Raw genomic sequence first — 12,927 nt, 5'->3', positions numbered from 1 at the left:
AGAGGCCGTATCGTACAGATGCGGCCTCTTGGTTTTTTATATGTTTACCCGGTGAATTGATTTGTCAGGCGACGGTTTTAGCCTTTTTTCGGCAGCTTTCCCGTTTAACGAGCGTGGCGGGCAGCACTACCTGGTTGATCTGGTTATTGTGCTGGTTGAGCTCGTTCATGAGCACCTGTATCAGGTTGCGCGCGATGTCGTGAATAGGCTGCGCCACGCAGGTGATGCCGGGCGTGTGCAGGCGGAAAAGATCATGATCGTCGAAGCTGATGAGCGCAACGTCTTCCCCGATCTTCATGCCCAGTTCCTTCACGCTTTCGATGCCGTAAATGCCGAGATAATTGGTGGTAAAAAAAATGGCGTCGAGGCCGGGCAATCCTTTTATGAACTCCGTGATCTGGCTCACCGCTTCTTCGTTGGTGGCGCCGAAGGGGATCTTTTTGCACATTTTGCGGGGAAGGCTGGCGCGGTGCGCTTTCATGGCGGCGGTGAAGCCGTTGAAACGTTCCTTCATCTGGATCTGTTCGGACGTGGTGGTTACCAGCGCGATCTTCTGATAACCGAGTTCGAGCAGGTATTCCGCCGCATCGTAGGCCCCCTGGAAATTGTTCACCATCACATAATTGGTGGGGATCTGCGGAAGATAACGGTCCATGAGCACCATGGGCTTGCGCGAATTTTTCAGCACTTCGATCTCTTTGTCGAGATTGGGCGTGGGCGTGATAATGTACCCGTCTACCTGCCGGTATTCGAGCACTTCGAGCAGCCCGCGGGCTTTCACGAGATTGTCTTCGGTGGAGCCATACAGCACTTTATACCCGAATTTATCGGCTTCTTCCTCCACTATTTTCGCCACATTGGCAAAAAAGTGGTTGGCGATATCTTCGACGATAAGGCCGATGGTTTTGGTTTTGCCGGTGCGCAGCCCTCTTGCGAGCTGGTTCGGTTTATACTTGAGCTTGGCGGCGAGCTTGAGGATCTTTTTGCTGACCTGGTCGCTGATGCGCTTTTCTTTCGCTTTGCCGTTGAGTACAAATGAGACGGTCGTGGGAGAAACGCCTGCTTGTTTAGCAATATCTTTGATGGATATACCCTTCATATGGAATTATCGGTCGTACGAGCTATAACGATTTAGCATGAACAAGGTACTAAAAAATCGATAAAACAAAAAAGAAATCCCGGGCCTGAAGCCCCCTGCGGGATAGTTTTAGCAGCAAAGCGGCTACTGCAAAGGGCCTTGAGCGTTTGCCGCAGGTCATATTTTTCAAGCTGCGCAAATATTATCGGAAAATAGGCCCGACTAGTATTTTTTTAACCGAAATTTAATAATTTGGCAAAATAGAATTCAAAATGGCAGAACTACCAACCTGCTAATACTTTCATAGGACTAAACCAATAAGGAAGCAAACATGAAACCCATTCTGATAAAAGTGGGGGCCTTTGCCGACAACCAGATCACCATCATCGAACGCTGTGATCCTCATTTCAATACACCTTTCCATTTTCATCCCGAATGCGAGCTGGTGTATGTTACCGAAAGCCAGGGTAAACGCATCGTGGGAGACAGCATCGAAAGTTTTGACGTGGGGGACATGGTATTCCTGGGGCCGAACATACCGCATGTGTGGTATAACGACGAAGCCTATCATAAAAATGATGAGTCGCTCAAGGCAAGGTCCGTTGTGATCTATTTTCCAAAAGACATTTTCGGCGACAAATTTTACGGCCTGCCGGAAACCAAGGCGCTGACAGACCTTTTTCACCGCGCGCAACGCGGCATGAAGATCATCGGCAACACCCAGGAAAAACTGAAGGAGGAAATTCTTTCCCTGCCTAAAAAAGACGGGCTGGAACGTATCATTTCCCTGCTGCAGATCCTCAAAACGCTCTCGGAAACCAAAGACTGCTACTACCTGGCCAGCACAGGCTATTCGCACGCGTACAACGTAAAAGACAACCACAAGATCGACGAGGTGTTCAAGTACGTGATGAACAATTTCTCCAAGGAAATTTCCCTGCAGGACGTTGCCAGCATCACCAACCTTTCCCCTCAGAGCTTCTGCCGCTTTTTTAAGAACAGGACCAAAAAATCCTTCGTGCAGTTCCTCAACGAAGTACGCATCGGCCATGCCTGCAAACGCCTTACCGAAGAAGACTGGTCCATCGCGGAAATCGCCTATTCATGCGGGTTTAAGAACCTTTCCAATTTCAACCGCTTTTTTAAAGAGATCGTCGGCAAAACGCCGAAAGAGTACAAGAACGAGCTGCGGCTCAAAGAAGCGTAATTCCCGTTTTAACCATTTCATTTTAAAAAATCTTCCGGCATATTCCCTGTACGCTTCCCGTACGGGCCTGTATTGTCATGCCTTTTCAGCCGCAATAAAAAAGCCGGCCCGAAAGGGCCGGCCGGTCATTCTTAGATGAGCTATGTCTATAAATGCTATGGTTTGTCCCACCAAAGGCGGGTACCCCCGTTATCGGGACCACCTAGTAAAGTAACGGCTCGTTGTACGCCCAGCGGGTTGGACGCATACTCGGTAAATGCGAAGTTCACGCGGCGGATGTACAGGTCTGTCGGGATCTTTCCGCCGCTGTTGTTCACCACCACCTTGAACAGTTTCGGGTAACCCGTTCTGCGGAATTCGCTCCAGGCTTCCTGCCCGTCGGGGAATACGGCGATCCATTTCTGGGTGATGATCCTTTCCAGTTTTCTCTCGAAAGCGTCTCCTTCTTCCCAGCGGATGGTGATGTTGCTGAGCGTGGCATGGCCGGCGCCCACGTTGTTCGCGGCGTTTTTGGTATCCACGTACGGCACTGCCCTGCTGGTGTTGTCTGCGAGGTAAGCGTCTGCTCTTGAAGACAGTTCGTACTGCGCAAAAGAAGCCCTCACCCCCTGTTCATAATTTTCCGCCGCATCGCCCGCGCCGGTCCAGCCGCGGAGGGCTGCTTCGGCTTTGAGGAACCATACTTCGGCGGCGGTCATCAGCTGCATTTTGCTGGGCATGGGCGCCAGTTTGGAATAGTCCGCATAGATCTTGTCCGGCAATGCGATGCCGGTGCGGATGCCTTTGTAAACTCCCGGCACGGCGGCGGAAGGCTCGAAGTACTTGGGCATGCGCGGATCTTTGTAACCGGTAAGGATGGATTCCATGGGAGCGCCCATCCTGATGTCGTTATACCCGCTGGTGTACGTGTTGTAAGGGTTTGGCGTCGGCGCGATGTTCACGGCCGCAATGTCTGCAGTGGTTTCGAGCAGCCCGCCGGGATTGGCGAGCGCGGCTTCGCCTTCGGTTTTCGCTTTCCCCGGGTCTATTTTCGCGATCCTGATGGCGAGGCGCAACCGGAGGCTGTTGGCGAATTTCAGCCAGGCGGAATAACTGCCGTCGTAGGTCAGATCGAATTTTTCGAAAGGTTTGAGCGTGGAAGTGCGCAGCGGCGTGAGCACCGTAATGGCGTCGTTGAGGTCTTTGAAAAAGGCGTAATACGCGTCTTTCTGCGAATCGTAATCGATGCTTTTATCGGGATTGATCACGCCGTATTTGGTGTAAATGATCGGGCCATACACATCGCTGACGCGCTGCATCACGAGCACTTTTAATATCAGCATCCAGGCTTTGAAGTCTTTGAACTCCTCTCCCGCCAGCTGCTCTATCCTTCGGGCGACGGGCATTACGGAAAGGTTTGGCGCGTCGGGATAATTGCCGTAAGCGCAGCCCCACATCACCACCGTCCACCCGTCTATCAGGTTGTAGGTGGAGTTGTTGTTGCCCCCGTTGCCGAAAGGCCCGGGAACGCCCATGTAACCGCTCCAGATGTCCCCTTCAAGGTTCTGCTGGATCTGCATCACCCAACCGGGAGAATTGCCGTAAATGCTGTTCTGTATCTGTTTGAACGGCTCGCCGATGAGGCGGAAATCCGTTTTAAGATCGTCTTCGCTCACCCCGTAAGGATTGGTGTTGATGCGCTCGAAGTCTTTGGTGCAACCCGCCAGCGCAACCACAGCACTGATCCCTGCTATGGCGAGGTTCCGGATATATTTTGATTTTAACGTTCTCATTGTTTTGTTTTTTTGTCAAATACTTGTCGGTGCTGTTAGAATCCTACTTTCAGGCTGGCGCCGATGCTGCGCGTGGCCGGCTGACCGAACACGTCTATCCCCTGCAGCCTGTTGTCGCCGCCGGCGCTCACTTCGGGGTCAAACGGCGCGTCGTTCTTCAGGAAAAACAAATTCCGCCCGATCACCGCCACCTGCAGGTTGCGGATCACTTTTGAATTTACCGGTACCCGGTAGCTGAGCGCCAGTTCGCGGAGGCGAATGTTGGTGGCGTCGTACATGTACAAACTGCCCACGCCCGCGCGGCCCGCAACGGCCAGGTAATATTTGTTCGCGTCTATTTTCGTAACCGCTTTGCCGGTTTCGTCTACCGCCCGTACGTTCACCCCACCATTGTCTCTCGCTGCGGCGCTGGCTTCGCTCACGCCGTACTGGTCCAGCACGGCCTGCGTCATGCTCATCACTTTACCGCCAAACCGCCCGTCGATCAGGAAGGTGAGAGAGAAATTTTTGTAGTCGAACGTGTTGTTCCATCCGAGGTTGAATTTCGGGTTGGGATTGCCGACGTTGTAAAATCCGCTGGTGCTGTCCATGGGTTTGCCGGTGTTGTCCACGATCATCGCGCCGTCTTTGGTGTAACGCAGCGAACGGTTGGTGTAGATGTCGCCCCATGAACCGCCTTCCTGGATAAAGGAGCCGAACATGTTGGAGCCAAACTGCGTGAGCACGAAACGGCTGCTCGGGTCCGCGCCGGAAATGGCTTCGTCCGACAATTTCACCACCCTGTTCTGGTTGGCCGAGAAGTTCACGTTGGAAGTCCAGGTAAAATCTTTTCCTTTCACCGGCACCGCCGTCAGCATTGCTTCGAGGCCCTTGTTCTGGATGTTGCCGAGGTTCACAAAATACGTGAGGAATTCGGAGCCGGACGGGGCGGGGATTTCCATGTACTGCCTGAAGTTGTTGTTTTTGTAGAAGGTCATGTCCAGCGACAGGCGGTCGTTGAAAAAATGGACATCGAAACCGGCTTCGATGGAACGGTTGTCTTCAGGTTTGAGATAAGTGCCGGGATAAGGCCCGCTGTTGTTGAGCAGCAGCTGCGGCGCGCCGCCGGTGATGCGAACGGTGAAGTCCGCCGGGCGCGAGTTGTACGGCGCAATGTCGTTGCCCACTTTGGCGTAGGAAAAACGCACTTTTGCGAAGTTGACGGCCTCGGGGAATTTCAGCATTTCGCTGAGCACGCCGGTGATGCCCGCTGAATAATAAAAGAATCCTTTGCTTTTGAGCGGCGTGAAGGCCAGTGTGCTCGACCAGTCGTTGCGGCCGGTGAGGTCCACGAACAGGTAATCCTTAAACCCCAGCTGCACGCTTCCGAACAGCGCCTGCACCTGTTTGCGGTCGAGCCCCTCGATGGAAGTAAGCGCCATCGGGTCGATGTTGGTTACCTGGAACTTGTTGGCGTAAACAAGCCCCTGCGCCGCATCGAAAGCGACGTCGGTGAGATTTCGGTCCCTGACCTTCTGATCGGTGACGCTGGTGCCGAGCGTGGCGGCCAGGTTGAACTGCTCGCTCAGTTTTTTGTTGGCGGAAAGAATAAGGTCAGCATATAATTGGGTATTAAATTCCTTTTCAACGGTGTAACGCCCGTTCGGCGGCGCCAGGGAGGCTTGTGTGCTGGCGTACGCTTTCATTTCGTATTCGTCGTAACTTTTGTCGAAGCTGCCGCGGCCCTGGATGCTCAGCCAGTCGAGCAGCTGGTATTTCAGGGACAGCGAGGCCATGCCGCGCGTCCTGCTTTCGTCGCGGAGGTTCCTATGCTGTATCCAGTAGGGGTTCTGCTGTTCGGGATCGCCCGCCCATCCTGAATCTGAGTTGAGGTTCCACCAGTTTTGCAGGTCGGTGTTGCGTTTGGGAGAGAAATACGTGTAATTGTTTTTGTAAGTATCGAAGTTCAGCCCGCGGGGAAACAGGTAGAGGCCGGTAAGCGGGTTGAAATAAAAACCGGTGCCGGGCCTGTTGTGCGCCTTCTGTGCGAGGAAGGTGATGTTCGCGTCGGCGGTCAGTTTATTGTCGAGCAGCTTCAGCGTTTCGCGGAAATTAAAAGTATGCCGGTTGAACTTGGCGGTGGGCATAATGCCTTTGCTGCTGGTGTTGGAATAGGAGAAATAAGACTGCGCCACTTCGTTGCCGCCGCTCAGCGCCAGGCTGTTGGTATAGGTTGCGCCGGTTTTGAAAAAATCGTCTATATGATCGGGCGCATTGGTTTTCGGTCCCCAGCTTTGATTGCTGCCCGGTTTGGAGGTGGAAGGCGTTTGCGCATAACGGTATTGCAGGTCGGGTTTCAGCATGGGCGATTCGAAAGTAGCGTCTGAGCTTACATCGATTCGCGCCTTGCCTGCGCGACCTTTTTTGGTGGTGATGATGATCACGCCGTTGGCGGCCTGGCTGCCGTAAAGGGCCGATGCGGAGGCGCCTTTCAGGATGTTGATCGTCTCGATATCGTCCGGGTTGATGTTGGAGATGCCGTCTCCGCCGTCGCGGCCGGCGCCGGACTGGATATCTGAAGACTGGCCGTACACGTTGGCGGGCTGCGAGGGCGAGAAGTTCGCCATCGGCACGCCGTCTATTACGTACAGGGGCTGGTTTTCGCGGGTAGATTTGTTGCCGCGCATGATCACGCGGGCGGTGCCGCCCAGACCGGACGCGCTTCTGCTGATGGTAACGCCGGCGGCTTTACCGGCCAGGCTGTTGATCACGTTTGCGTCTTTTACCCGGCTCAGGTCGCTGTTGCTCAGCTGCTGGGTGGAATATGTGAGTTCTTTTGATTTCTTTTCTATGCCCAGCGCCGTTACCACGAATTCGCTCAGCGACCGGGAGTTTTCCGTGAGCATGATGTTGATCACGTCACTAGCGCCCACCGCTATTTCCTGGGTGGTAAACCCCAAAAAACGGATCACCAGGATGTCGCCGGGATTGGCGCTCAGCACGAAATTGCCGGTGGCGTTGGTCTGCGTGCCGCGGTTGGTGTTTTTCACCATAATGGTCACGCCGGGCAGCGGGTTGCCGTTGGCGTCTTTCACTACGCCCCGCACTTCCTTTTCGAGGCTGCCCGCGCCGGTCATCAGGGCTACGGTCGTTACGGAGCCGGCGGCGTGTTGTTCCTGATTTACTATGACTTTATTGTTTTTTCTCGTAAATTTCAGTCCGGTTTGTTCTGTCAGCAGCTGGAGCACCTCGTCGATAGGTTGCTTCACGCAGTTCAGATTGATCTTCTTTTTGAGATTCAGATCGGATTTGTCGTAATGGAAACTGAGGCCTGTTTTAGCAGAAATTTCAGTGAACACCTCCTCCATGTTTTTGTTCTTGACCTGGATGGTGATACTGACGTTCTTGGTGTCCTGCGACTCGGCACGAGCACTGGCGGTGTAAGGAGCCGCCAGTGTGATGGCCATCGCAAGCACAACCAGGGAAACAAGGCGTAGGCATTTGTTCATACATCTAGTTTTTGCGGGTAAGGAATATTGTGTCGTTCTTGAGCGTGTAGCTGATGTTTTTGGTCAGGCAAATGGTTTCCATGATCTCCTGCAGGTTTTCGTCTTTGAAAAATCCCGTGTACGTCCACTCCGCATCCCCCGATTCGTTGATCACCGTTACGTTATAGCGGTTCTCGATCTCCGTCGCCACTTCGTTGTAGCTGGCATCCCTGAATACGATATAGCCGTTTTTCCAGCCGATAATATCATCTTCTTTGCTAAACATCGATTTCGCCATCGCCATCGAATGCCGGTCTATGCTCACCTGTTCGCTGGGAAGCAAAATCACCGGCTGCTTCGTTTCTGCATGGTCCACTTTCACTTTACCGGTCAGCAATGCCACAGTAATGCGTTGCTCGCGGCTGTAGCTCCGGATGTTGAAGGACGTGCCCAGCGCGGTAGTGGCGATGTTGCCGCTATGCACCACGAACGGGCGTTTGGGGTCGCTGGCCACTTTAAAAAAAGCCTCGCCTTCTTCGAGGTAAATGTTGCGGGAATCGCCGAAGTTTTCCGGGTAGCGGAGTTTGGAAGAAGCATTCACCATAATGGTGGAACCATCAGCAAGTACAATCTTTTCAGTGGAACCTTTGGTAGTCGTGATCTCTACGTATCCGTTCCGGATCACCCTGTTCGTTTTCGCCACTGCAGATTGTACCGCCGGATGGGACGGGTTGGCTGGATGACCGGCAGGCATTGGTTTGTACAATAAGGTAATGGCTACAGCCCCCGCGATCATGGCCGCCACGCCGGAATACAGCCAGGCCCTGAGGCGGCGCCTGCGAACCGGCGCTTCCGCCTGCGGCAGCTCCACCTGCTCCCGGATACGCATGCGCACTTCTTCCAGCTGCTCCGCGAGAAAATCGTCTTCTATCATGGCGGAGCGGTGCCGGTTGATGCTGTCGAACCATTTTTCGATAATGCTGATCTCTTCGGGGCTGCACTTGCCCTGCGTGTAACGCTCCAGGACTTTCCTGATCTGTTCAATATCCACAGCGGTAGTTTTTAGAAGTTGGTGATACAGGGAAGTCGTATCAACCCCTAAAAAGTACCATCAGGAAACAAAGATTTTTTTCAGAGAATGGAAAATATCACCGCCAGGGCCAGCAGGTCCGTCTGGGTGTAATGACTGCGGAGGATCTTCAACGCTTTGGATATCTGGTTTTTCACCGTTTGCTGGGAAAGGCCCAGCCGGGACGCAATCTGTTCAATGCTAAGGTTTTCGAAGCGGCTGAGCATAAATATCTCTTTCATTTTTTCAGGCAACCGGTTGATGGCCTCGAACACTTCCGTGGCTTTGGCCTTGTAATCGTAAGTTTCGGAAATACTATGCGGCTGCGCGTCAAAATGTTCGATCAGCTGCTGGAGATATTTGCGGTAGGTATTGTCTTTCCGGTACAGGTCGATGATCTTATGCCGTACCGACTGGTACAGGTACGAACGGAGCGACTGGTGAATGTCCAGCGCGCCGCGTTTTTCCCAAAGGGTGCAGAAAAGGTCCTGCAGCACGTCTTTGCTGGTTTCGCCGCGGTCCGTTTTGCTGAGGATGTAAAGGTACAATGGCCTGCTGTACCGGTCGTAGATGGTATTAAAAGCCATACTGTCGCCATCACGCAATAACGATAACAATTGCTCGTCTGAATAGCCAGGGTACATAATAAATGCTGGTTGATAAAACGCTGTCGATGTGGTTGTACTACAATTCTTTTGTTCTTTCTAACGTGTCACATCCCGGTTAACCGGGGCTGAAAATAATAATTCTCTTTAAAATTAGAACTTTTTTTGCGAAGCAAAATTTTAATCCTTCATGGTGTCTGTTGTACACTATCCATTTTTTTATGTCGGAAGAGTTCATTATTTTTGATATCATTTTGATATTAAACTAAATTATCCCCATATGGAAAAGATCGTCAGGCCCATGAGCGGCTACCTCGCATTCGTGCTTACCATTCTCAGTTTTCTCGCCGGCGTTTACGCCCTCTTCCAGATCAGCAGGTCCGAATCCTCCGGCCTCTGGATACTGCTCGCCATCCTGCTTTTCATCGCCTTTATTTTTTTATCTAAAGGCATCATGATCGTAAATCCCAACCATTCCCGGGTGCTCACTTTCTTCGGCAAATACGTGGGCAGCGTAAAACAGAACGGCCTGCTTTGGGTGAACCCGCTTTACGGTTCACTGCGCATTTCCCTCCGCTCCAACAACCTCAACGGGCAGACCCTGAAGGTGAACGACAAGCTCGGCAATCCGATCGAGATCGCCGCGGTGATCGTTTGGCAGGTGAAAGACACGTACAAGGCCGCGTTTGAAGTGGAAGGTTACAATCAATACGTGCAGGTGCAAAGCGAAGCGGCCGTGCGCCACCTGGCCACCAGCTGCCCTTACGACCGCATGGAAGATGAAAACGCGGAGATCACGCTGCGCGACGGCGGCGAAAAAGTGAACGAGCTGCTGGAACAGGAGCTGAACGAAAGATTGTTTGCCGCCGGCATTCTTGTGCGGGAAGCGCGCATCAGCCACCTCGCCTACGCCCCCGAGATCGCGGGCGCCATGCTGCAGCGCCAGCAGGCCACCGCTATCGTGGCCGCGCGCTCCAAGATCGTGGAAGGCGCCGTGGGCATGGTGGAAATGGCGCTGGAACAATTGTCGAAAAAACAGATCGTGGAGCTGGACGAAGAGAAAAAAGCAGCCATGGTCAGCAACCTGATGGTGGTGCTCTGCGGCGAAAAAGCAGCCACCCCGATCTTAAACGCCGGATCTTTATATCATTAATCCATGGCCGGAAAGGAAAAAAAATCTTTTGTGCTGCGTATAGACAATGCCACCTACGAAGCGCTGGAACGCTGGGCCGCAGACGAGTTCCGCAGCGTGAACGGGCAAATGGAATGGATCATCGCAAGAGCGCTGAAAGAAGCGGGACGGGCAGACAAAAAGAAAGATGCCAGCAACAAAAAAACATAGCAGCGCCCGCTGCCCCGCCATAAAAAAGGCCGGCCACATCGGGCCGGCCTTACTATTTTACGGCAGCGTTTATTGTCTTGCGCGCTGCATCGGGTTGCCGCTGTTGTTGGTGCCTCTCGGGCCGCCTTCCATCCTGAACAGCTCGAACCTCGACGGTACGGACTGACGCGGCCATGCATTGTTCTGTTCGTTGATGTCCGCCGTTTCCTTGTACGGGTCGAGGCGGATGGCGGTTACTTCTTTATCTTTCGCGAACACTTTCGTTACTTCCTGTTCGTTGTGCCGCCAGATGTACGCGGAAATGCGGTCTGTTTCTTTCGTACCGTCCGCAAACGTCCATTCGATGATGAGGGGCATTACATTGCCGCCCACGTTGCGGAAAGAAAGCTCGTAGAAATTCTTTTTGCTTTCGTACAAACGTTTTTCCTCGGGTGTAAGGCTCGCCTGCATTTTGCTGTAAGCCTCCGTCTGGTCGGGCGTTACGGCGTAACGGTCCCATTTGCTGTAGAAATCCTGCAGGCTGGTATCCTGTTCCACCGCGAATTTTACGCCGGCCGCTTTGTTGCGCGTTTGCGCGATGTGAACGTCTTCCGCGTTGGCCGCCTGCTGTTTGAGCTTATTTTCCACCGCGGGATTTTTTGTGTCCATGCGATACCATTTCACGGAATCGAGGGAGATGTCTACCGGCTCGATGCCGAAGAACCATCCCCGCCAGAACCAGTCAAGATCCACGGCGGACGCATCTTCCATCGTTCTGAAAAAATCGCTCGGCGTGGGATGTTTGAAAGCCCAGCGGCGGGAATATTCTTTGAACGCATAATCGAACAGCTCGCGGCCCATGATCGTTTCACGCAGGATATTCAGCGCGGTGGCGGGTTTGGCATACGCGTTGGGACCAAACTGCACGATGTTTTCCGAATTGCTCATTACCGGTTCCAGCTGGTCTTTCGGTAAGGCCATGTATTCGGTGATCTTCTGCGCGGGCCCCCTGCGGGAAGGAAAATTATTGTCCCATTCCTGTTCGGTGAGGAACTGGCAGAAAGTGTTCAGCCCTTCGTCCATCCAGGTCCACTGGCGCTCGTCCGAATTCACGATCATTGGGAAGAAATTATGCCCCACTTCGTGGATGATCACGCCGATCATGCCGTTTTTGGTGGCTTCGGAATAGGTGCCGTCTTTTTCGGCGCGGCCGTAGTTGAAGCAGATCATCGGGTATTCCATGCCATTGGCCGCTTCCACGGAAATAGCGACGGGATAAGGGTATGCGATGGTATGTTTGGAATAGGTCTTCAACGTATGCGCCACTACTTTGGTGGAATAACGGCGGTACAGCGGGTAAGCCTCAGGGCCGTAATAACTCATCGCCATCGCGTGTTTGCCTTCCACGTTCACGCCCATCGCGTCCCACACGAGACGGCGGGAACTTACCCATGCAAAGTCGCGCACGTTCCGCGCTTCGTAGATCCAGGTCTTTTTAGCGCTGGCCTTCTCTTTGATGGCGTCGTTCGCTTCGCCGAGCGTTACGATCTCCACGGGTTCTTTCGCGCTCTGCGCCTGCTGCCAGCGCTGATATTGCGCGGGCGTAAGCATTTCTTTATAGTTGCGGCATTCACCGGTGGCGCCCACCACATGGTCTGCCGGAACGGTCATTTTTACTTTGAAATCACCGAAGGTAAGGGCGAATTCCCCCCTGCCGGTGAACTGTTTGTTCTGCCAGCCCTGGAAGTCCGAATACACGGCCAGCCTCGGGTACCATTGGGCCATGGTGTAGAGGTTGTTGTTGTCTTCCGGGAAATTTTCATACCCGCCGCGGCCGCCGAGCGTCATGCGGTTGGGGATGTTGTACCACCAGTTGACGTTGAAGCGGAATTTTTCACCCGGCATCAGTGTTTTCGGCAGCTCAACGCGCATCATCGTCTGGTTGATGGTGTATGTCAGCGCATTGCCCGCTGCATCGGTGCATTTCACGATATTCACGCCATGCCCCTGCTCCATGCCCAGGATGCGGTTGATCGAGCGGCTGGTCATGCGGTCGCGCATGGAACTTTCGTCGAAGCTGTTGTTGTCGCTTTTCGGGTCGTGCTCGTTTTCGTCCAGCTGCAGCCAGATGTAGGTAAGCGGGTCGGGCGAGTTGTTGTAATACGTGATGCTCTCCGCGCCCGTCAGGCGGCGTTTTTCGTCGTCCAGTTCCGCGGTGATGTCGTAATCGGCTTTCTGCTGCCAGTATTTCGGCCCCGGCACGCCCGAAGCGGAGCGGTACATGTTCGGGTCCGCCAGCAGGTAACTCAGCTGTTCGAAGCGGTTACCGTGGTTAGACCCGGGGTTCTGTGCCTTCAAAGCCGGTGCGGCCAGTACCAGCAGGCAAATTATGGTCGACTTCTTCATAG

The 12,927-nt window shown here is 53.4% G+C and carries 9 protein-coding genes; 3 read left to right on the top strand and 6 right to left on the bottom strand.

The features are described 5' to 3' along the window. Positions 1 to 64 precede the first annotated feature (64 nt). Entirely contained in the window at positions 65 to 1,099 is a 1,035-nt protein-coding gene (locus J7I43_RS02615) for a LacI family DNA-binding transcriptional regulator (RefSeq protein ID WP_209142931.1), read from the bottom strand. Between the two features lie 310 nt (positions 1,100 to 1,409). Between J7I43_RS02615 and J7I43_RS02610 the strand changes: the two genes are divergently transcribed. Beyond that, the gene (locus J7I43_RS02610) at positions 1,410 to 2,285 is read left to right on the top strand and encodes an AraC family transcriptional regulator (protein WP_209142929.1); all 876 of its coding nucleotides are present in this window, start codon (positions 1,410 to 1,412) and stop codon (positions 2,283 to 2,285) included. 155 nt (positions 2,286 to 2,440) lie between these two features. Here J7I43_RS02610 and J7I43_RS02605 read toward each other — a convergent pair whose 3' ends face one another. The 4 genes from J7I43_RS02605 to J7I43_RS02590 all read right to left on the bottom strand — a co-directional run bounded on the left by J7I43_RS02605 (position 2,441) and on the right by J7I43_RS02590 (position 9,237). Next, positions 2,441 to 4,057, bottom strand: a complete 1,617-nt coding sequence (locus tag J7I43_RS02605; protein WP_209142927.1) for a SusD/RagB family nutrient-binding outer membrane lipoprotein — start codon at positions 4,055 to 4,057, stop codon at positions 2,441 to 2,443. A 35-nt stretch (positions 4,058 to 4,092) separates the two neighbouring features. Then, the gene (locus tag J7I43_RS02600; protein WP_209142925.1) at positions 4,093 to 7,545 is read right to left on the bottom strand and encodes a SusC/RagA family TonB-linked outer membrane protein; all 3,453 of its coding nucleotides are present in this window, start codon (positions 7,543 to 7,545) and stop codon (positions 4,093 to 4,095) included. Between the two features lie 4 nt (positions 7,546 to 7,549). Next, on the bottom strand, positions 7,550 to 8,575 hold the full coding sequence (locus tag J7I43_RS24670; protein WP_209142923.1) for a FecR family protein: 1,026 nt from the start codon (positions 8,573 to 8,575) through the stop codon (positions 7,550 to 7,552). 80 nt (positions 8,576 to 8,655) lie between these two features. Continuing rightward, positions 8,656 to 9,237, bottom strand: a complete 582-nt coding sequence (locus J7I43_RS02590; RefSeq protein WP_209142921.1) for an RNA polymerase sigma factor — start codon at positions 9,235 to 9,237, stop codon at positions 8,656 to 8,658. A 241-nt stretch (positions 9,238 to 9,478) separates the two neighbouring features. On the opposite strand from J7I43_RS02590, the gene J7I43_RS02585 reads away from it, so the two are divergent. Next, the gene (locus J7I43_RS02585; RefSeq protein WP_209142919.1) at positions 9,479 to 10,351 is read left to right on the top strand and encodes an SPFH domain-containing protein; all 873 of its coding nucleotides are present in this window, start codon (positions 9,479 to 9,481) and stop codon (positions 10,349 to 10,351) included. A 3-nt stretch (positions 10,352 to 10,354) separates the two neighbouring features. Further along, complete coding sequence (locus J7I43_RS02580) at positions 10,355 to 10,540, top strand: toxin-antitoxin system HicB family antitoxin (protein ID WP_209142917.1); 186 nt, start codon at positions 10,355 to 10,357, stop codon at positions 10,538 to 10,540. Between the two features lie 69 nt (positions 10,541 to 10,609). On the opposite strand, the gene J7I43_RS02575 is transcribed toward J7I43_RS02580, so the two are convergent. Then, on the bottom strand, positions 10,610 to 12,925 hold the full coding sequence (locus J7I43_RS02575) for a M1 family metallopeptidase (RefSeq protein ID WP_209142915.1): 2,316 nt from the start codon (positions 12,923 to 12,925) through the stop codon (positions 10,610 to 10,612). Positions 12,926 to 12,927: the final 2 nt, after the last annotated feature.

The organism is Chitinophaga chungangae, assembly GCF_017742215.1.
GTDB classification, from domain to species: domain Bacteria; phylum Bacteroidota; class Bacteroidia; order Chitinophagales; family Chitinophagaceae; genus Chitinophaga; species Chitinophaga chungangae.
This window is presented reverse-complemented; position numbering and strand designations above follow the sequence as displayed.

Coding starts and splice junctions, on each gene's coding strand:
- J7I43_RS02615 (WP_209142931.1), bottom strand. CDS start 1,099: ATGAAGGGTATATCCATCAAAGATATTGCTAAACAAGCAGGCGTTTCT.
- J7I43_RS02610 (WP_209142929.1), top strand. CDS start 1,410: ATGAAACCCATTCTGATAAAAGTGGGGGCCTTTGCCGACAACCAGATC.
- J7I43_RS02605 (WP_209142927.1), bottom strand. CDS start 4,057: ATGAGAACGTTAAAATCAAAATATATCCGGAACCTCGCCATAGCAGGG.
- J7I43_RS02600 (WP_209142925.1), bottom strand. CDS start 7,545: ATGAACAAATGCCTACGCCTTGTTTCCCTGGTTGTGCTTGCGATGGCC.
- J7I43_RS02590 (WP_209142921.1), bottom strand. CDS start 9,237: ATGTACCCTGGCTATTCAGACGAGCAATTGTTATCGTTATTGCGTGAT.
- J7I43_RS02585 (WP_209142919.1), top strand. CDS start 9,479: ATGGAAAAGATCGTCAGGCCCATGAGCGGCTACCTCGCATTCGTGCTT.
- J7I43_RS02580 (WP_209142917.1), top strand. CDS start 10,355: ATGGCCGGAAAGGAAAAAAAATCTTTTGTGCTGCGTATAGACAATGCC.
- J7I43_RS02575 (WP_209142915.1), bottom strand. CDS start 12,925: ATGAAGAAGTCGACCATAATTTGCCTGCTGGTACTGGCCGCACCGGCT.